This is a genomic window from Acinetobacter sp. UBA991 (assembly GCF_002292065.1).
Lineage (GTDB): Bacteria > Pseudomonadota > Gammaproteobacteria > Pseudomonadales > Moraxellaceae > Acinetobacter > Acinetobacter higginsii.
Map to the genome: position 1 here is coordinate 2,057 of NZ_DBBF01000043.1, position 19,704 is coordinate 21,760.

The 19,704-nt window shown below is 42.9% G+C and carries 25 protein-coding genes and 1 pseudogene; 7 read left to right on the plus strand and 19 right to left on the minus strand.

Going from position 1 to position 19,704, the window contains the following annotated elements; translation table 11 throughout:
* The 17 genes and pseudogenes from rpsH to B2727_RS18335 all read right to left on the minus strand — a co-directional run.
* A partial coding sequence (rpsH, locus tag B2727_RS18255; protein ID WP_291350180.1) for a 30S ribosomal protein S8 occupies positions 1-104 on the minus strand: 104 nt, incomplete at its 3' end.
* 11 nt (positions 105-115) lie between these two features.
* On the minus strand, positions 116-421 hold the full coding sequence (gene rpsN, locus B2727_RS18260; protein WP_004641050.1) for a 30S ribosomal protein S14: 306 nt from the start codon (positions 419-421) through the stop codon (positions 116-118).
* Between the two features lie 9 nt (positions 422-430).
* Positions 431-967, minus strand: a complete 537-nt coding sequence (rplE, locus tag B2727_RS18265; protein WP_004804116.1) for a 50S ribosomal protein L5 — start codon at positions 965-967, stop codon at positions 431-433.
* A gap of 15 nt (positions 968-982) precedes the next feature.
* Positions 983-1,300 carry a 50S ribosomal protein L24 gene (rplX, locus tag B2727_RS18270; RefSeq protein WP_004804115.1) on the minus strand — a complete coding sequence of 106 codons (318 nt, stop codon included), beginning with the start codon at positions 1,298-1,300 and terminating at the stop codon, positions 983-985.
* Between the two features lie 9 nt (positions 1,301-1,309).
* A complete protein-coding gene (gene rplN / locus B2727_RS18275) occupies positions 1,310-1,678 on the minus strand; it encodes a 50S ribosomal protein L14 (protein WP_004657680.1) in 369 nt (122 codons plus the stop codon).
* A 92-nt stretch (positions 1,679-1,770) separates the two neighbouring features.
* Entirely contained in the window at positions 1,771-2,028 is a 258-nt protein-coding gene (gene rpsQ / locus B2727_RS18280) for a 30S ribosomal protein S17 (protein ID WP_001291845.1), read from the minus strand.
* Positions 2,025-2,222 carry a 50S ribosomal protein L29 gene (rpmC, locus tag B2727_RS18285; protein WP_000849928.1) on the minus strand — a complete coding sequence of 66 codons (198 nt, stop codon included), beginning with the start codon at positions 2,220-2,222 and terminating at the stop codon, positions 2,025-2,027. The genes rpsQ and rpmC overlap by 4 nt, the downstream gene beginning before the upstream one ends.
* Positions 2,222-2,635 (minus strand): 50S ribosomal protein L16, encoded by a 414-nt coding sequence (gene rplP / locus B2727_RS18290; protein WP_002049688.1) that lies wholly within the window; start codon positions 2,633-2,635, stop codon positions 2,222-2,224. The genes rpmC and rplP overlap by 1 nt, the downstream gene beginning before the upstream one ends.
* Positions 2,575-3,391 (minus strand): annotated as a pseudogene (gene rpsC / locus B2727_RS18295) (30S ribosomal protein S3). Before rpsC ends, rplP begins: the two are co-directional and overlap by 61 nt.
* A 1-nt stretch (position 3,392) precedes the next feature.
* The gene (rplV, locus tag B2727_RS18300) at positions 3,393-3,722 is read right to left on the minus strand and encodes a 50S ribosomal protein L22 (RefSeq protein ID WP_004657676.1); all 330 of its coding nucleotides are present in this window, start codon (positions 3,720-3,722) and stop codon (positions 3,393-3,395) included.
* Between the two features lie 11 nt (positions 3,723-3,733).
* On the minus strand, positions 3,734-4,009 hold the full coding sequence (gene rpsS, locus B2727_RS18305) for a 30S ribosomal protein S19 (protein WP_004641066.1): 276 nt from the start codon (positions 4,007-4,009) through the stop codon (positions 3,734-3,736).
* A 13-nt stretch (positions 4,010-4,022) separates the two neighbouring features.
* Positions 4,023-4,847, minus strand: coding sequence for a 50S ribosomal protein L2 (gene rplB / locus B2727_RS18310; protein ID WP_004804114.1), 825 nt, complete (start codon positions 4,845-4,847; stop codon positions 4,023-4,025).
* Positions 4,848-4,858: 11 nt separating this feature from the next.
* Positions 4,859-5,179, minus strand: coding sequence for a 50S ribosomal protein L23 (gene rplW / locus B2727_RS18315; RefSeq protein WP_004641070.1), 321 nt, complete (start codon positions 5,177-5,179; stop codon positions 4,859-4,861).
* Positions 5,176-5,778, minus strand: a complete 603-nt coding sequence (rplD, locus tag B2727_RS18320; protein ID WP_004804113.1) for a 50S ribosomal protein L4 — start codon at positions 5,776-5,778, stop codon at positions 5,176-5,178. The genes rplW and rplD overlap by 4 nt, the downstream gene beginning before the upstream one ends.
* A gap of 11 nt (positions 5,779-5,789) precedes the next feature.
* A complete protein-coding gene (rplC, locus tag B2727_RS18325; RefSeq protein ID WP_004775888.1) occupies positions 5,790-6,428 on the minus strand; it encodes a 50S ribosomal protein L3 in 639 nt (212 codons plus the stop codon).
* Positions 6,429-6,487: 59 nt separating this feature from the next.
* Positions 6,488-6,799: a 30S ribosomal protein S10 gene (rpsJ, locus tag B2727_RS18330; RefSeq protein ID WP_000070912.1), complete on the minus strand. Its 312-nt coding sequence runs from the start codon at positions 6,797-6,799 to the stop codon at positions 6,488-6,490.
* Positions 6,800-7,026: 227 nt separating this feature from the next.
* Positions 7,027-7,755 carry a type 1 glutamine amidotransferase gene (locus tag B2727_RS18335; protein ID WP_004804112.1) on the minus strand — a complete coding sequence of 243 codons (729 nt, stop codon included), beginning with the start codon at positions 7,753-7,755 and terminating at the stop codon, positions 7,027-7,029.
* Between the two features lie 169 nt (positions 7,756-7,924).
* Here B2727_RS18335 and B2727_RS18340 point away from each other — a divergent pair, with 169 nt between their 5' ends.
* The 6 genes from B2727_RS18340 (at position 7,925) to B2727_RS18365 (ending at position 14,508) form a co-directional block, all read left to right on the plus strand.
* Positions 7,925-9,118 (plus strand): PLP-dependent transferase, encoded by a 1,194-nt coding sequence (locus B2727_RS18340; protein WP_033134242.1) that lies wholly within the window; start codon positions 7,925-7,927, stop codon positions 9,116-9,118.
* 19 nt (positions 9,119-9,137) lie between these two features.
* Entirely contained in the window at positions 9,138-10,685 is a 1,548-nt protein-coding gene (locus tag B2727_RS18345; protein WP_033134241.1) for a helicase HerA-like domain-containing protein, read from the plus strand.
* Between the two features lie 144 nt (positions 10,686-10,829).
* Positions 10,830-12,041, plus strand: coding sequence for an NO-inducible flavohemoprotein (gene hmpA / locus B2727_RS18350; protein ID WP_033134240.1), 1,212 nt, complete (start codon positions 10,830-10,832; stop codon positions 12,039-12,041).
* Positions 12,042-12,120: 79 nt separating this feature from the next.
* On the plus strand, positions 12,121-12,573 hold the full coding sequence (locus B2727_RS18355) for an RrF2 family transcriptional regulator (RefSeq protein WP_005147145.1): 453 nt from the start codon (positions 12,121-12,123) through the stop codon (positions 12,571-12,573).
* Positions 12,574-12,657: 84 nt separating this feature from the next.
* Positions 12,658-13,434, plus strand: coding sequence for a ribosome biogenesis GTP-binding protein YihA/YsxC (gene yihA, locus B2727_RS18360; RefSeq protein WP_005201214.1), 777 nt, complete (start codon positions 12,658-12,660; stop codon positions 13,432-13,434).
* 129 nt (positions 13,435-13,563) lie between these two features.
* On the plus strand, positions 13,564-14,508 hold the full coding sequence (locus B2727_RS18365) for a metal-dependent hydrolase (RefSeq protein WP_016162204.1): 945 nt from the start codon (positions 13,564-13,566) through the stop codon (positions 14,506-14,508).
* 60 nt (positions 14,509-14,568) lie between these two features.
* On the opposite strand, the gene B2727_RS18370 is transcribed toward B2727_RS18365, so the two are convergent.
* Positions 14,569-15,810, minus strand: coding sequence for a dicarboxylate/amino acid:cation symporter (locus B2727_RS18370; RefSeq protein ID WP_033134239.1), 1,242 nt, complete (start codon positions 15,808-15,810; stop codon positions 14,569-14,571).
* 129 nt (positions 15,811-15,939) lie between these two features.
* The gene (locus tag B2727_RS18375; RefSeq protein ID WP_033134238.1) at positions 15,940-16,812 is read right to left on the minus strand and encodes an acyl-CoA thioesterase; all 873 of its coding nucleotides are present in this window, start codon (positions 16,810-16,812) and stop codon (positions 15,940-15,942) included.
* A 298-nt stretch (positions 16,813-17,110) separates the two neighbouring features.
* On the opposite strand from B2727_RS18375, the gene plsB reads away from it, so the two are divergent.
* Entirely contained in the window at positions 17,111-19,657 is a 2,547-nt protein-coding gene (gene plsB, locus B2727_RS18380) for a glycerol-3-phosphate 1-O-acyltransferase PlsB (protein WP_033134237.1), read from the plus strand.
* Positions 19,658-19,704: the final 47 nt, after the last annotated feature.

A 19,704-nucleotide genomic window follows, 5' to 3' on the forward strand; every position in this document is an offset into this window, starting at 1 on the left:
GCAACTTTCAACTTAGAAGAAGGCATAGAAACAGTTTGTTTCTTAGCCATTTGTGCGTTACGAACACGTGTTAGCATGTCGGCAACGGTATCTTGCATACTCATTTAGTCGCTCCTTACCAGCTTGCCTTAACAACGCCTGGTACATCACCCTGCATTACTGTGTCACGTAATTTGTTACGGCTTAAACCGAACTTACGGAAGTAACCATGAGGACGACCAGTTAAACCACAACGGTTACGAAGACGTACTGGAGATGCGTTACGTGGCAATGCCTGTAACTTTAATGTCGCTTCGAAACGTTCTTCGTCACTTGCATTTACATTAGCAATCGTTGCTTTTAATTCAGCACGTTTTGCAGCGTATTTAGCAACTGTCTTTTCGCGTTTCAATTCGCGATTAATCATACCTTTCTTAGCCATATCGACCTCTTATTTGAACGGGAAGCCGAATGCACGCATAAGCGCACGGCCTTCGTCATCGCTACGAGCAGTTGTCGTAATAGTGATGTCTAAACCACGGATACGATCAATCTTGTCAAAATCGATTTCAGGGAAAACGATTTGCTCTTTTAAACCCATAGAGTAGTTACCACGACCATCAAATGATTTCGAAGAGAAACCACGGAAGTCACGGATACGAGGGATTGCGATCGAGATCAAACGATCCAAGAATTCGTACATTTGGTCGCCGCGTAAAGTAACTTTACAACCGATCGGCCAACCATCACGGATTTTGAAACCAGCGATTGATTTACGAGCAAGTGTCACAACTGGTTTTTGACCAGCAATGAGTTGCATATCAGCAACAGCGCCATCTAATAATTTCTTATCAGTTGCAGCTGCGCCTACACCCATGTTAAGGGTGATTTTTGTGATGCGAGGAATATCCATCACATTCTTAACGCTAAGTTCTTCTTGTAACTTTGCTTTAAGTTCGTCGTTGTAACGTGCTTTAAGTCTGGCCATTGCCTTTTCAACCTATTACTTCGCTACCGCCACTGATTCACCATTTGATTTATAAACACGAGTTTTCGCGCCATCAATCACTTGGTAACCAATACGGTCAGCCTTTTGGGTTGTAGCATTAAAAATTGCCACGTTTGAAATATGAAGCGTAGCCTCTTGAGTAACGATGCCGCCTTCAGCGCCAGTTACACGGTTTGGCTTTTGATGCTTCTTCACTAAGTTAAGGCCTTCGACCTTAACTCGATCTTCAGAAACTGACAAAACGATACCTTGTTTGCCTTTTTCTTTACCTGCGATCACAATTACTTGATCGCCTTTTTTAATCTTAGCCATGATTGCCTCTTATAGAACTTCAGGAGCCAATGAAATGATTTTCATGAACTGTTCAGTACGAAGTTCACGAGTCACTGGTCCGAAGATACGAGTAGCAATCGGAGCTTTGTTGTTGTTCAAAATAACTGCAGCATTATCATCAAAACGGATCACAGAACCATCTGGACGACGAATGCCGAATTTAGTACGAACTACAACCGCATTCATCACGTCACCTTTTTTAACACGTGCGCGTGGGATTGCTTCTTTTACAGTAACTTTAATAATGTCGCCAACAGAAGCATAACGACGATGTGAACCACCAAGTACTTTAATACATTGTACGCGGCGAGCACCACTGTTGTCTGCTACGTCGAGCATACTTTCGGTTTGAATCATTGCCCTACTCCAAAACCGAGCATCACCGGTCACAATTTCGAAAGGCTCAAAGAGTACTCGAAATTGACCGATGATGCAACAAGAACGTCGAATTACTCAGCAGCTGCTTCAACTACTTCCACTAAAGTCCAAGCTTTAGTTTTAGAAATTGGGCGGCTTTCTTTAATGGTTACAACATCACCAATTTTAGCAACGTTGTTCTCATCATGAGCGTGTAACTTAGTTGAACGGCGAATTGACTTGCCATACAACGGGTGTTGAACGCGGCGTTCAATAAGAACAACAATAGATTTATCCATTTTGTCACTTACGACTTTGCCGGTTAACGTGCGGACTGTTTTTTCACTCATTGTCCGTTCCCCTGTTTTTCGGTAAGGAGTGTCTTAATACGAGCAATTGTCTTACGAGCAACTTGCACTTCGTGCGATTTACCCAACTGACCAGTTGCTTTCGCCATACGAAGACGGAATTGGTTAAGCTGCTGCTCATCAAGCAAAGCTTTCAACTCTTCTACCGATTTTTCACGTAGATCTTTAGTTTTCATTACATTACCGTCCGAGTCACGATAGTGGTTTTAAACGGAAGTTTAGCAGCAGCTAAAGCAAATGCTTCACGCGCTAATTCTTCGTTCACACCTTCAATTTCGTACAGGATCTTACCTGGTTGGATCTGGCAAACCCAGTATTCCACGCTACCCTTACCTTTACCCATACGCACTTCAAGAGGCTTTTGAGTAATTGGTTTATCCGGGAATACGCGAATAAAGATTTTACCACCACGCTTAATACGGCGGCTAATAGTACGACGTGCAGCTTCAATCTGACGCGCAGTCATACGACCACGTTCAGTTGCTTTAATTGCAATCGAACCAAATGATACTGTACTACCACGGTGCGCTAGACCAGTGTTACGGCCTTTGTGCACTTTACGGAATTTGGTACGTTTAGGTTGCAACATGGATTATTCTCCCTTGTCAGCAGCACGGTCACCGCGACGACCACGACGCTCTTGACCTTCACCACGACCACGACCACGTTTAGCTGGACGCTCTTCAGCAGGAGCAGGGTTCATGACTTGTTTCATGCCACCTAAGATCTCGCCACGGAAAATCCAAACTTTAACACCGATCGTACCGTATGTTGTTTCTGCGCGCATAGTTGCATAGTCGATGTCAGCACGAAGCGTATGCAAAGGTACACGACCTTCACGATACCACTCAGTACGAGCAATCTCTGCACCACCTAAACGGCCAGAAACCTCAACTTTGATACCTTTAGCGCCAGCACGCATTGTGTTTTGAACCGCACGTTTCATAGCACGACGGAACATAACACGCTTTTCTAATTGAGAAGCAATCGCTTCAGCAACTAAACGTGCGTCCAAGTCAGGGCGATCAATTTCATTGATGCTAACTTGAGCTGGAACACCCATAATGTTGGTGAGTTCGCGCTGTAATTTCTCAATATCTTCGCCTTTTTTACCGATAACGATACCAGGACGAGCAGTACTAATTGTTACTTTAGCAGCGCCTGTAGGACGTTCGATAAGAATATTGCTGATCATCGCGTTTTTAAGTTTTTTAGTTAAAAACTCACGAACTTGAAGATCTTTAAGCAAGTATTCAGCATATTGTTTCGGACTCGCATACCAGTTAGCGTTATGACGTTTCACAACACCTAGGCGGATACCGATTGGATGAACCTTCTGACCCATATCAAACCCCTACCTTAACGGTGATGTGACAAGTACGCTTAGTAATACGATCTGCACGGCCTTTAGCACGTGGCATGATACGTTTAAGGCTCATGCCTTCATCAACGTAAATCGTAGTTACTTTAAGGTCATCAACATCTAAGCTGTTGTTGTGTTCAGCATTCGCGATTGCAGATTCAAGTGCTTTTTTAACAAGCACAGCTGCTTTCTTGTTGCTGAAGTTCAAAATGTCTATCGCACGTGCAACCGACTTACCACGGATCAAATCAGCAACTAAACGTGCTTTTTGTGCCGAGATAGCGGCACCGCGTAATTTAGCAGTTACTTCCATCATAGCACCTATTAACGTTTAGACTTCTTATCAACACCGTGACCACGATAGGTACGAGTTGGCGCGAATTCACCCAATTTATGACCAACCATGTGTTCAGTAACAATTACTGGAACGTGGTTACGGCCATTGTGAACAGAAATTGTTAAACCAACAAAGTCTGGAAGGATCATTGAACGACGTGACCAAGTTTTGATCGGCTTACGGTTGTTAGCAGCAATCGCAGCTTCAACCTTAGCGAACAAATGCGCGTCGACGAATGGACCTTTTTTTAATGAACGAGGCATTATTCAGATTCCCTTACTTGACGCGACGGTCGCGAATAATCATCTTAGTCGTACGCTTATTGGTACGTGTCTTGTACCCTTTAGCTTTTTGACCCCATGGACTTACAGGTTGAATACCTTTACTACGTCCTTCACCACCACCGTGTGGATGGTCTACCGGGTTCATCGCCATACCACGAACGGTAGGACGAATACCACGCCAGCGCGCAGCACCAGCTTTACCCAATGAACGAAGGTTGCTTTCTTGGTTAGAAACTTCACCAATTACAGCACGACATTCAACGTGGACTTTACGCATTTCACCAGAACGTAAACGAACGATAGCGTAAGAACCATCACGACCCAACAACTGAACTGAAGTACCAGCAGAACGTGCTAATTGAGCACCTTTACCGATTTTAAGTTCAAGGTTGTGAAGTGTAGAACCGATTGGCATGTTGCGAAGTGGCAAGCAGTTACCTGGACGAATTGGAGCATCGTTACCAGATTGTACTTTATCACCAGCACGTAGGCCTTTAGGCGCAATGATGTAACGACGCTCACCGTCAGCATATTTCAATAAAGCAATATGAGCTGTACGGTTAGGATCGTATTCAATACGCTCTACAGTCGCAGGGATACTGTCTTTGTTACGTTTAAAGTCAACAATACGGTAGTTTTGCTTATGACCACCACCCACGTGACGTGTAGTGATGTGACCATTATTATTACGACCACCAGTACGTTTTTTAGCTTCTACCAACGGTGCATAAGGAGCGCCTTTGTGAAGATGGTCATGAACCACTTTCTCTACAAAGCGACGTCCTGGAGACGTTGGCTTACATTTTTGAATTGGCATAATTCTCGTCCTTATTCCGCTGCGTTTTCAGCGGTATCGCCCAAGTCAGCCATTTCTACATCTTGGCCAGCTTTCAGGGTGACGTATGCTTTTTTCACATCAGAACGACGTCCTAATGTTTTACCAAAGCGTTTTGTTTTACCTTTAGTGATCGTTGTATTGATTTTTACAACTTCAACACCAAAGAGCTGCTCAACTGCTTTCTTGATTTCAAGTTTGTTTGCATTTAATGCAACTTTGAACACTTGAACACCAGCAGTATCACCTAAAACTTGTGCTTTTTCTGAGAATACTGGTCCTAATAGGACTTGATAGATACGTTCGTTGTTCATCCGAGTTCTACCTCAATTTTCTTAGCAGCAGCTACAGACATTACAACTTTATCAAATGCGATCAAGCTAACAGGATCAATAGCAGTAGCATCAACCACATCAACGTGTGGAAGGTTGCGAGCTGCGAGATACAAGTTCTCATCTACAGCATCTGTAATGATCAATGCGCGAGTTGCATTCAAGTCTGTAAGTTTTGCAAGCAAGTCTTTAGTTTTTGGAGCTGCAACAGCAAACTCTTCAACTAATACAAGACGATCTTGGCGAACAAGTTCAGCTAAGATACATTGCATTGCACCGCGGTACATCTTACGGTTTACTTTTTGAGACCAATCTTGTGGGCGAGCAGCAAAAGTTTTACCACCACCAACCCAGATAGGGCTACGAATAGAACCCGCACGAGCGCGACCAGTACCTTTTTGACGGAATGGCTTTTTACCACCGCCAGAAACATCTGCACGTGATTTGTGAGCACGAGTACCTTGACGACCACCAGCTAAGTAAGCTGTAACAACTTGGTGTACAAGAGCTTCGTTAAATTCACGTCCGAAAGCAACTTCAGACAATTCAACAGCAGAGCCGGAAACAGTTTTTAAATTCACAGTATTTCCCCTCAGGCCTTGATGGTAGGACGTACAACAACGTCACCGCCAGTTGAACCAGGAATAGCACCCTTAACAACTAAAACAGAACGTTCAGCGTCAATAGATACAATTTCAAGACCTTGAACTGTTACGCGTTCGTCACCTAAGTGACCAGCCATTTTCTTGCCTTTGAACACGCGACCAGGTGTCTGGTTTTGACCTGTAGAACCTAATACACGGTGAGATACAGAGTTACCATGAGTAGCATCTTGCGTACGGAAATTCCAACGCTTAACACCACCTTGGAAACCTTTACCTTTTGACTGACCAGTTACGTCAACAATTTGACCAACTGTGAACAGATCAACACCGATAGAAGCACCCACTTCACGGCCTTCAAGCTCAGCTTCAGTAACACGGAACTCTTTAACTAAACGACCAGCAGCAACACCCGCTTTCGCGAAGTGACCTTTCTGAGCGTTAGTTACGCGCGATTCGCGACGTTCACCAGTAGTTACTTGAATTGCTTGATAACCATCAGTTTCAAGTGTTTTGATTTGCGTAATGCGGTTTGGATCGACTTCGATAACTGTAACAGGTACAGATACACCAGCATCTGTAAAGACGCGAGTCATACCACATTTGCGACCGACTAAACCAATAGCCATGTGCATAAACCTCTAAAAAAGCGGCCTAATTAACTTAAAAAGTTAATCAACCGAAAGCCTTAACCCAAAGCGATCTGAACATCAACACCAGCAGCAAGATCTAACTTCATCAATGCATCAACAGTTTTATCTGTTGGTTGAACGATGTCGATCAAACGCTTATAAGTGCGGATTTCGTACTGATCACGAGCGTCTTTGTTGACGTGTGGTGAAGTAAGAACGTTGAAGCGTTCGATGCGAGTAGGCATCGGAATTGGACCACACACTTGTGCGCCAGTACGCTTAGCGGTTTCTACGATCTCTTGAGCAGATTGATCAATCAGACGATGATCAAAAGACTTCAAACGGATACGAATTCTCTGGTTAGACATACCAGTAAACTCCAAGCCAAATATATAAAGAATCACCCATGACGCACCTCACCATTCTGGTAAGTGTCAAGGGCAGTGAAAATCACTAAGGTCATGATCGATGCCACGACTGTAATGCGTTAACTACTTTCTTCGTAGTAAACGCCCTCCATTTGAGGGTCGCTCATTATAACGATTGTTTAAGTCTTATGCAATTCTTCTTTTCATTTTTTAAGCAATCAATCCTGCTATGCACTCACAACATAATCGATTGCTTGATTCAGCAAACGATTCCCCTGTTCAAATTTACTTTTGATGGTTCTTTTTAATTCAGATATCGGTTGTACATATTCACCATTAAAAACCGCCATATCCTCTTCATTCTCAATCAACAGTGCCAAGGTCTGTGGTGTCATTTCTGGATGAAACTGAAACCCAAGAACATTACGCCCAATCTGATACATTTGATTTCGGCAGACTTTATTCTCTGCTAAACGCACCCCACCCTTTGGAATTTCAAAAGTTTCGCTATGCCATTGCAAAATATTCAATTGCTCTGGAATTTGAAAATAATCCTCAGGTACATGCGATGCACGCCCCACATCCATCCAACCTAATTCTTGGTACGGATTTCGACTCACAGCTGCCCCTAGGGCATTGGCAATCAATTGCCCACCCAAGCACAACCCAATAGCAGGTTTACCCGCAGCCAAATAACGTCGTAACCATCTTTTTTCGAGCTTTAACCACGGATAATTTGCTTCATCATTCACACTCATGGTTCCCCCCATGATAATCAGCAGATCAACTTCATCTACTCGTGGTAAGGCCTCCAACTCCAATGGTAAATCGACGGGTAATGCAAAAAACTCGGTTGCGGTAATTTTTGCTTTATGTGCTTTTAAAAAGTCATAGCAACTGCCAAAACCTTCGCCAGCAATGTGCTGAAAATAATGCACTCTTAAATGCGACTTCATGCGCTAAAACCTATTTATCGTTAGAATGATAATTAGTCTTAGCAAAAATAAAGCCAGTTTTGAGCAATCGTATTAATCCGTACCGATTCTGTACAAAAGCAGCGCAACACTAGCGGCTTGGTTGATTTTCTCTTAACCTAAGTCATTATATTTATTTAGCCCATGCCCTATGACAACACACAATAAAGCACAAACCAATCTGATTCATGCACCACGCCAAGCCCCTCAATACATTGAAACGGTCCAGCCTCCCTTATTTCGTGCATCGACCATTATTTTTAAAAGCACGGCGCACCTTTTTGACCGCCATTGGACCAATGCTTATGACTATAGTTATGGCACACACGGTACCCCAACGACGTTTACATTAGCGGACAATATTGCGCAAATTGAAGGCGGACGTTATTGCTTGCTTGCACCAAGCGGTTTATCAGCGATTAATCTCGTGAATAGTACGGTTTTAGGATCAGGTGATGAGGTTTGGGTCGCCGATAATATTTATGGCCCTAATCTTGAGCATTTAAATCATCTGCAAGATCGTTATAGCATCACCGTTAAAATTTATAATCCAATTGATGCCAATAGTTTTCAACCGACTGAAAAAGCGAAACTGATTTGGCTCGAAGCAGCAGGATCAGTCACTTTAGAATTCCCCGATTTAAAGAACTTAGTTAAAAAAGCACAGCAGGCCAATGTACTCACCGCACTGGATAATACATGGGGCGCAGGGCTGGCTTTCAATGCTTTCGATTTCTCAGATGAGCATCTCACTGTTGATATTACAGTTCATGCACTCACCAAATATCCAAGCGGTGGTGGCGATATATTAATGGGTTCTGTAGTCACAAATGACCAAGCACTCCATCACAAACTCTATCGTATGCATGCCATCCAAGGAATTTCTGTTTCAGGCGATGATACGGCACAGATCCAACGCAGCTTGGCGCATATGTCTTTACGCTATGAACAGCAAGCGCAAAGTGCACTCACTTTGTTAAATTGGTTAAAACAACAACCACAATTTAGCCAAGTCCTGCATCCAAGCGATCCCGATGCAGCAGGCCATGAGTTCTGGACAGAAATTTGCAGCACTGGCAAAAGTGCAGGCTTGGTCAGTGTTATTTTCAAACCAGAATATGATCTAGCAGCAATCCGTAAGTTCTGCGACAGCTTAACGTTGTTTAAACTCGGATTTAGTTGGGGCGGTCCTGTCAGTCTGGCAATGTTGTATGACTTAAAACAAATGCGTACTTTGAAAAATACACATTTACAACAAGGTTTATTGGTTCGCTTCTGTATTGGACTAGAACATCCAGAAGATTTAATTCAAGATATTCAAAACGCATTAAAACAGCTCGATTGAGATTAAAAACAGGTGAAGAATGAGTACACCAATCGTTATTGCAAAAAAAACCACTGATACAACACAAGAGATTGTTTTACATTCTAAATTTGCCAACCGACACGGCTTGATTGCCGGTGCAACTGGAACAGGTAAAACCGTCACCCTCAAGGTGATGGCCGAGAGTTTTTCTCGTATTGGTGTACCCGTGTTTCTTGCCGATGCCAAAGGTGATGTTTCCAGTCTGGCCAAAGCAGGCAGCAGCAATCCCAAATTCGATGAACGCCTGAAAAGCCTGCAACTAGATGCCATTCCTTTTGCTGCCGCACCTGTGATTTTTTGGGACTTATTCGGTCAGCAAGGCCATCCAATTCGTACCACCATTTCAGAGATTGGTCCCTTATTACTGGCACAAATGCTGAATCTGAATGACACCCAAGAAGGTGTGCTTTCAGCTGTGTTTCGTGTTGCCGATGATCAAGGTTTACTGCTGATCGATTTTAAAGATCTAAAAGCTATGCTGACTTATGTCAGTGAAAATGCTGCCAGCCTCAAAGCCGAATATGGCAACCTTTCCCCTGCCAGTCTGGGTGCAATTCAACGTAATCTACTGGCTTTAGGTGATCAAGGCGGTGAACAGTTCTTCGGTGAACCAAGCCTGAATATTCTCGATTTCATTCAAACTGATACCAATGGTCATGGCTATATCAATATCTTGGCTGCAGATAAGCTGATGAACACCCCAAAGCTATATGCCACTTTCCTGCTTTGGATGATGTCTGAACTATTTGAGCAGTTGCCTGAAGTCGGCGATATGGATAAGCCAAAGTTGGTATTCTTCTTCGATGAAGCGCATTTACTATTTGATAATGCCAGTCCTGCTTTGCAACAAAAGATTGAACAAGTGGTGCGTTTGATCCGTTCTAAAGGTGTGGGGATTTATTTCATTACCCAAAATCCACTTGATCTGCCTGAAAGCGTATTAGGGCAATTGGGTAACCGTGTACAACATGCCTTACGTGCATTTACCCCCAAAGACCAAAAGGCAGTCAAAACTGCAGCGGATACTTTCCGTGCCAATCCAGAGTTTAAAGTCGATCAAGCCATTACTGAACTTGCCGTTGGTGAAGCATTGATTAGTTGCCTAGATGAACAAGGGACGCCACAAATTGTGGAGCGCGGTTGGGTGATGCCTCCTTACTCCTCCTTTACCCCGATCACGCCTGAAGAACGTCAAGTAATTATCGGGCAAAGTATTGTGGCAGGTGTCTACGACCAAGCCGTTGATCGAGACAGTGCTTATGAAATGCTACAGAAAAAAGTGCTGCAACAGTCGCAACAGAAAGAAGCAGATGAGTTAGCCAAACAGCAAAGCAAAGAGCAAGATGCTTTGGCCAAGCAACAAGCCAAAGAACAAGAACGTTTTGCCCGTGAGCAACAAAAAGCCGCAGAAAAGTCACAGCGTGATCGTGAGAAACTCACTCAAGATATCGTCGGTACTTTTGCCAAGAGTGCAGCACGTAGTTTGGGCGGGACGACTGGACAAAAAATTGTTCGTGGCTTACTCGGTTCTTTATTTGGTAAATAATACAACCATAGCTAATTGTAAATTAAGGGATAATTTATTATCCCTTAATTTTTTTATGGATTTTATTTAAATATGCATTGCAAATACACCTTATAAGATGTATTTTAAATACATCTTATAAATGATAGCCAAGAGAGATCAAGCATGACTCCACAGCAAATTGACCTAGTAAAAGCCACTGTTCCGGTCCTACGCGAAAATGGTGTTGCACTGACTGGATACTTTTATAACCGCATGTTAGGTAATCATCCCGAATTAAAAGAAACCTTTAATATGGGACACCAACGCAGTGGGGCTCAAGCACAGGCACTTGCCGGTGCAGTTTTGGCGTATGCAGAAAATATTGAAGACCCTTCTGTGCTTTTGCCTGTGGTTGAAATGATTGCGCATAAACACGTGAGCTTGAATATTCAATCCCCTGACTACGGCATTGTCGGTGAAAACCTTTTGCACTCAATTAGTGAAGTCCTCAATATTTCAATGGAAGATCCATTGATTGCTGCATGGGCTGCCGCTTATGGTCAATTAGCTGATCTATTTATCAGTACTGAAAAAGCCATTTATGATCAACACCAACAAACCCAAGGCAGCTGGTTAGGCTGGCGTAATTTCAAAATCGCCAAAAAAGTGGTGGAAAGTGATGAGATTACCTCGTTCTACCTTGCCCCTGTAGACGGCGGCGCATTACCGCATTATGAAGCAGGCCAATATATTTCAGTCCGCGTGTTTGTCCCTGAACTCAACTTAAGACAACCGCGTCAGTACACGCTTTCAACCAGTCCGCAAGCTGACTATTTACGTATCTCAGTGAAACGTGAAGATGAAAAAGGCGAACTTGCAGGTGGCTGGGTATCTAGTACTTTACATGGCTTAGCTGAAGGCTCAGAAATTGAAGTATCTGCACCAACAGGTAATTTCTATCTGATCGATAGCAGCAAGCGTAATGTCTTTATCAGTGGTGGTGTTGGTCTAACCCCAATGATTGCAATGTTGAACCAATTGGTGACTTTAGATATGCCGCAACCCGTGAATTTCATTCATGCCTGCCGTAGCAGCCAAGTGCATGCCATGAAGCAACATATTCAGGAACTTAAAACCAAGTATCCACGTTTAAGTACATTTACGGCATATGAATTTCCACACGAAAATGACAACCTTGGTGAAGACTACGATGTTGCTGGACGTTTAGATTTAAGCAGCATCGATGCTGCACTATTACCCGCCAATGCTGATTATTACCTATGTGGCCCAATGCCATTTATGGCAGCGCAACATCAGGCACTGGTTGCTCGTGGTATTCCTGCTGCCAACATTCACAGTGAAGCCTTTGGTACAGGTGGGGTCAAACTCAGCTAAGCCACACCACATTTTGCATAGGGCTAGTCTATGTTAGACTAGCCCTTTCTATTTCTTGCACCAGATTGAGTGAAACCACATGCAACTCAATAAGTTTACTGATTATGCTCTCAGAATTTTGATGTATGTCGCTCGTCCGAGTGATGTACCTTATACGATTGCAGATATCGCAGAAGACTTACATGTGTCGCAAAACCACTTGGTTAAAGTCGTGCACTTCATGGGTAAGCAACACTGGATTGTAACCATTCGCGGCAAAGGTGGTGGCCTGCGCCTCAATCCGGAAGCCAAGAATCTGAAATTAGGTGCGATTGTTCGAACCTTACAAGGGAATCATCAAATTGTTGAATGTAATACCCCTCCTTGCGTACTTCGAGCCAACTGCGGACTAAAAGGAATTTTAGATCAAGCCTTAGAATGCTTTTATCAAAGCCTTGATCAATATACGCTTGGCGAAGTCGTCCAACAGGGCATTATCCCCTCTTCCACACGCTCAAATATCGATTTTTTAGAGCTGATTCAAAAAGCTTAAAATCACATACAGATGAAGGATTCGCACGAATGCCTCACATCCTTTATAATGGTCGTTGCTATTTCTATTCAAAAGTAAGCTTCTATGCGTCGCAGTGAAAAATCGAAAGATACCAAAGCCAGACTCGCACCTAAACAAAAAATCAGTTATGAAAAAAAGGCTGACCCTGCATTAACTGAATATGCAGTACAGTCTTTAACTTGGTTACGCCAAGCTGAATTTTTGATGAGTGCGCCGAAACTGGCTTTATGCGTAGAAGATACAGGTTATGAAATCGCATTTGCCGGCCGCTCCAATGCTGGTAAATCAAGTGCAATCAACACCTTGACCAATCAAAAACAACTGGCACGTGCTTCAAAAAGACCAGGCCGCACCCAAATGATCAACTTTTTCAGCTTGGGCAATCCAGATCAGCGCTTGGTCGACTTACCAGGTTATGGTTATGCAGCGGTTCCTGAAGCAATGAAAATCGTCTGGCAAAAAGAACTCGAAAATTATCTGATCCACCGTAAAAGCTTACAAGGCTTGGTGCTATTGATGGATATTCGCCATCCGTTACAGCACTTTGACTTGATGATGCTGGAATGGGCACATTCACGTCATTTATTTGTACATATCCTGCTGACCAAGGCAGATAAGTTGAACCGTGGCCCTGCCAATGAAGTTTTATTTGATGTAAAACAGCAATTGAAGAAAATGAAACTCGATTTCTCAATTCAACTGTTCTCATCGCTCAATCGCATTGGCTTAGAAGAACTGGCAACCGTCATGGCAGGTCGTTTGAATTACACCCTTGATCAACCAACGGAATTTGACCTTAGCCAAATCCCAGAAGCCTCAGAAACCGACATCCAAGAATAAAAAGTGCATTTTATGCAACTTGATGCATAAAATAATTTTTAATTGTCCCGAATTGCTAAACACAAACACTAGGTAGTTTTCATATACTGCTTAGTGTTGGTTCATTGCACTATCGATTAGGACTAAACGATGAAATTACTATCATTTGTGAAGAACAAAGTTCTTGGTTCTTCGATTGACTATAAAATCCTCCCACGCAAAGTAAAGTTTGACTGGGAAAATACGCCAGTGGATTGGATTCCAAACCAGCCTTTTGCCAGCTATTTTATTAATGAAATTAACAATATTTTACCTGCTGGAGAGTTTTGGTTTTGCCGTTTATATAACAAAGTCCTTCCTCAAATTACCGATGAAAAATTAAAGCAAGACGTCCAAGCCTTTATTCGTCAGGAAGCAATGCATGCCGTTGCCCATACCTCTGCCAATAAAGAATATTTGACGCAACGCAATATTGATATTCAGCGCAACCTCGACATCATGGATTTCTTATTCACCAAGGTCTTGGCAGACAAGCCTTTCGATAAAGAAATTCCAAAAGCACTCGAGCATCAGTGGGATTTATTCCGTCTCGGTGTGATTGCGACTGTTGAACACATGACCTGTGTATTGGGCAAATATGCACTGTACAACAAGCGTTGGGAAGAACTCGGTGCAGATCCAGAAATGATCGATCTGATTAAATGGCATGGCTCTGAAGAAATTGAACACCGTACCGTTGCATTTGATCTCTATCGTCATTTGGGCGGTGGTTATATCGCACGTTACTACATGAGTGTTGCCGTCATTATTGGTGTACTCGGCCTCTGGGTCGATGGCGCTGCACATATCATGAGCCAAGACCCTCGTTTTGCTGACAAGAAGCCAAGCTTATTTAAGCCATGGATCTGGATCGAATGGTCGAAGATCGCATTAAAAGACGCTAAAATCTTGCCAGGTCCTGCATGGTTGGTTGCACAACAGATTGATTACCTCATGCCTTGGTATGACCCCGTCAAAGAAGGCAATACCCAAGATGCGGTGAATTATTTAAATAATTCCCCTGCTGCAAAACGCGCCTTACAACCCGCAGCATAAGCATTCTTTTTAGAATAAAAAAAGCAGGAGTCATCTCCTGCTTTTTTGCGTCCAATACGATCAGCTTGATTCAGCTTCTGCCTGTTTTGCGTAGCGATCAACCACCACACTAATCATCATATCGCCTTGTACATTGACCACAGTACGCACCGTATCCAACACCCGGTCGATCGGCAGTAAAATTGCAATCGCCTCCGCAGGTAAACCGACTGACTGTAGCACCATAATCATGGTGACCATCCCTGCACTTGGAATTCCTGGCGCACCCAAAGAAGCAATCATGGCGGTTAAACACACAATAATCTGCTGCGTTAAACTCAGATCCAAGCCCATCAAATTGGCAATAAATAAGGCAGCCGCAGCTTCATACAAAGCCGTACCATCCATATTCAGTTGTGTGCCTAAAGGAATCACAAAACCTGCCGTTTGCGGCCGTACACCTAAGTTTTCCTGTGCACACTTCATACTTAGCGGCATGGTCGCTGAACTAGAACTGGTTGCAAAAGCTGTGACTAAAGCCGTTCTCGCCCCTCTAAAAAAGGTAATCGGATTCATACGGCCAAAAATCCACAACAAAGCCGGTAACACCACCACACCATGGAATATAGTCGTCCCCGTCACTACTGCCGCGAATTCAACCAACCGACTCAGTACAGACAGATCCTCAGTCGCGATCAACTTGGCTAAAAGCGCAAAGATCCCGATCGGTGCAAGCTTCATCACCCAACCCACTAACATCATCATGATGTCAAAGAATTGCTGACTGATGTTACGGACGAGACTAAAACGTTCGCCACCTTTGACCAAGGCCACACCTAGGAATAAGGCAAACACCACCACAGCCAACACATTGCCTTCGCTAAATGCCTTAAATGGGTTAATTAAAGTGTTTTGAATAAAGGTGGTGATAAAACTTGATGGCGTTAAGGTGTCTGGTGTTTGATGACTGTCCATTGCTGCTTGAAACAGCTGAATATCGACACCTTTACCCACATCAAACAGATGCGCACAACTAATCCCCAGAATTAAAGCCAAGGTGGTGGTGGTCAGGCAGCTCAATGCCGTAATTTTCCAGACACGCCCGAATTGACCGCCTGCCTGTAAATTGGAAACCCCAACTACGATTGAGCTAAAAATCAATGGAATCAGCAGCATTTTCAATAAACCAATGAAAACACTACTTAATATACCCAGTCCGTAAAGACTAGATTCAACAAATGCAGTTTGTGGATAGGCAAGCAACAGAAAACCGAAAGCGACACCAAGCACAGCTGCAATTAAAATTTGTGTATTTAAATTCATTGTTTAATGGGTAAACATTTAACTTATCGGTACTATGGCATGCTCATGTTGAAGAATCGAGCAATTTTTTGTCACATCCTTATGATAAAAAAAGCCATCAGAATGATGGCCTTAGTACTGGTTTACTTTTTACTGGGTTTCAATTTCTCTGAGCCGAATCAAACCTTCTTGAACGGTACTACAGACCAACTGTCCATTTTGCCACATCCGCCCAAAGTTTAAGCCACGTGAACTGGCACTAATCGTTGCTTCCATGTCGTAAAGCATCCATTCATCTGCACGCAGTGGGCGATGGAAATAAATGGTGTGATCAATACTGGCACATTGTAAGTTTGGAGAGATCCAAGACAAACCATGTGGACGTAAAGCCGTGGTCATTAAGGTAAAGTCTGAATAAAATGCCACAATTGCCTGATGCAGTGAGATTTCATCTAAATCAGCTGGAATCGTATCATGGGTACGAATGTAATGCGCATAGAACGGCGCTTCAGGCTGCGGCTGAAATGGGTTGATTAACTGCGTCGGTCTGATTTCCACATGACGCTCCCGCATAAAACTGGCACGTACATTTTCAGGCACAAAGTTAATCAGACTTTCCTTCAATTCGTTCTCAGACTTTAAGGTATCTGGTTCAGGGTACTCTGGCTCTTTATGTTGGTAGTTCAAGCCTTCTTCTGGATTGGCAAAAGAAACCATTGCAGAAAAAATAGTACGGCCATGTTGAATCGCACGAACCTGTCGACTGGCAAAGCTTTTACCATCTCTGAGTGGATCAACTTCATAAATAATCGGTGCATTGACATCGCCACCATACAGGAAATAGGCATGTAAAGAGTGCGCTGGACGATCCGTGGTATATGACGCTGCTCTTAATGCTTGTCCAAGCACCTGCCCACCAAACACTCGCTTGCCTACCAAATTGCGGCTATTGCCTCGAAAAATATGCTCTTCAAGCTTTTCCAGAGTCAACAGTTCTACCAATTCTTGAGTTAACGCATTCATGTAATAGTCTTCCAACATCAATGAGGAGAGATCAACCAATCCTTTCAGGGTTGATAATTTTGATTGTGCCACAAATTCAAATGACAATGGTCAGGATAAAATGATTCATCCGTCACGATAATGATGTATTGATTATCTTAATATGTATTTATAGCGGCTAAAAATACGATTTTTAACGATAAAATCTACCAAATACGCTATATTTTGTCAGAAAATAACATACCGTTTCATGTAAGAATATCGCAGAATGTCGTGTTCATCATGACTCGATGTCAGGATTATTATTTAGGAGTTTGTAATGTCCAAGACTGGATTTGGTCAAATGTATCGCCAACTTTCGAGTAAGTTACTTGACCTTGTGGTAACCCCACATGTTCTTGGTGAAGTTCCTACAGAATCCACCACAACAGAGCAAAATACAACCGATTCAAATAAGTTAGTTTGCTATGTTTTACAAAATTATTCGCGTAGTAACGCATTGGTGGTTGATGGTGAAACCCGTCGCCTCAATTTAAAACCAGCCTTAGACCCCTTGAGTTTTGGGAGCTATCAAGAAAAAAATTCAGTCTTATTTTTACATCATAACGAAAACAATTTTTTTAATACTCAAACTTTCCCGCCTCGCTTGTTACAACTGGTCGAAGCCTTAGAACAACAAACTGATATTGATATTCAGCTGGTACCTGTGACCGTTCTTTGGGGCCGTTCGCCAGACAAAGAAGACTCTTGGTTCAAATTATTATTTTCAGATACTTGGGCAACACCAGGGACAGTTAAACAACTGATGAATATTGGCTTGCATGGCCGCCAGTCTTATTTAGAGTTCCATGAGCCTCAATCTTTGCGTGAGTTGGTAGATTATGCCAAGACCAACCATCCAAATATCTCGCCTGCGACCTATATTGCAAGTTCTTTAGATACCTATTTAGATCAGCAACGTGAAGTGGTACTTGGCCCTGACTTATCAGACCGTCGCAATGTGATGCAATCGGTAGTGAAGTCAGCTGAGGTACAAGATGCCATTCGTCGTGAAAGTATTCAGCATAAAATCAGTATGCTCGAAGCTGAACGTCGTGCCATTGGCTATGTCAATGAAATCGTGTCTGACTATTCGGCATCTGCGGTACGCTTTGCCGATATGGCCTTAACTCGTTTATGGACGCAACTCTATGACGGCGTAGAGGTACATAATTTCAGTACCGTACGTGAACTGGCGAAAGACTACGAAATCGTTTACACCCCATGTCACCGTAGCCATATCGACTATTTACTATTGTCTTATGTTATTTATAAACGTGGCTTGATGATTCCGTATATTGCCGCAGGTGATAACTTAAACCTACCATTTGTAGGTCAGTTATTACGTGGCGGTGGTGCATTCTTTATTCGCCGTTCTTTCCGCGGCAATGCACTTTACACCTCTGTATTTAAAGAATATTTATACAGTATTTTATCGCGCAACACGCCTATCGAATACTTTATTGAAGGTGGTCGTTCACGTACAGGTCGCTTACTCCCACCTAAAACTGGGATGCTGGCGATGACCATTCAAGGTCATTTACGTGGTCCTGCAAAGCCGATCGTCTTTGTACCGACCTATATTGGTTATGAGCGCCTGATGGAAGGCTCAACCTATGTTGGCGAAATGCAAGGTCAACCGAAAGAAGCGGAATCCATTTTTGGTATCGTGAAAACCTTACGTAAAATTGAACGTATCTTCGGTAAAGTGCATGTCAACTTTGGTGAACCTGTATTCTTAAATGATATTTTGAAACAACAGGGTGCGGAGAATATTCAGGCGGATACCGCAAGTACCACAGAGATTTCTAATGTCGTTGCAAGCTCAGCCAATCTGATCTTAGAAAACATCAACCGCGCTGTCGTCATCAACCCTGTGTCATTACTGTCGTTAATTCTATTGGCAACACCAAAGCACACTTTAGATGAAGAAATCTGTGCGAAACAGCTCGATATCTACCGTGACTTGGCAACACAACGACCATATGATGAGCGCACGCAAGTCACCTCATTGTCAGGTAAAGAGATTATTGCTTATGGTCTCAAACTCAAATTAATCAAACGTGTACAACATGTGCTCGGCGATATTATTGCAATTGAAGATAATCAAGCGGTATTGCTGACTTACTTCCGTAATAACATTTTACACGCCTTTGTTTTACCGTCATTGGTGGCTTCGCTGGTTGAGCACAATGGTAAAATTCACAAGAACGATTTAAGCAATGTGATCCGTACCTTGTATCCGTTCTTAAAAGCTGAATTATTCATGAAATGGGAAGCTGCTGATCTACAAACGCAGATTGATAATTATATCGATGCCTTGGTTCAGATTGGTTTGATTTTCCAAGATCATGATGGCAATTTATTCAGCCCAACACCAAATAGCGAAGAACATCAAAAGCTTGTCACTTTAGCTCTACCAGTAAAGCAAAGTTTAGAACGTTATTATATGACACTGGCACTGATTACTCAGCGCGGTTCAGGCAACATTTCAACCAAGCAAGTTGAAGAGCTGAGTCATCTCTTGGGTCAACGCTTATCTGTGCTGTATGAATTCAACTCACCCGAGTTCTTTGACAAAGCCTTATTCCAAAGCTTTATTAAAGTCCTCACTCAACAAAATTATATTCGTAATAATGAGCAAGGTTTCATTGAATATGATGATAACTTCAGTGAAATGGCCGCAGGTGCACAGCTGGTCTTAGATGAAACCACCTTACAAATGTTGCAGCATATCACCACCTTCAGCGATGAAGAGCTGGCTGAGGCATTAGAAGCAATGGCATCTCAACAAGCCAAACGTCGCTTAAAACGCAAGAAAGCTTAAAGCCACTAACACCGATACAACTCAAATTTCAGAGATAAAAAAAGCAA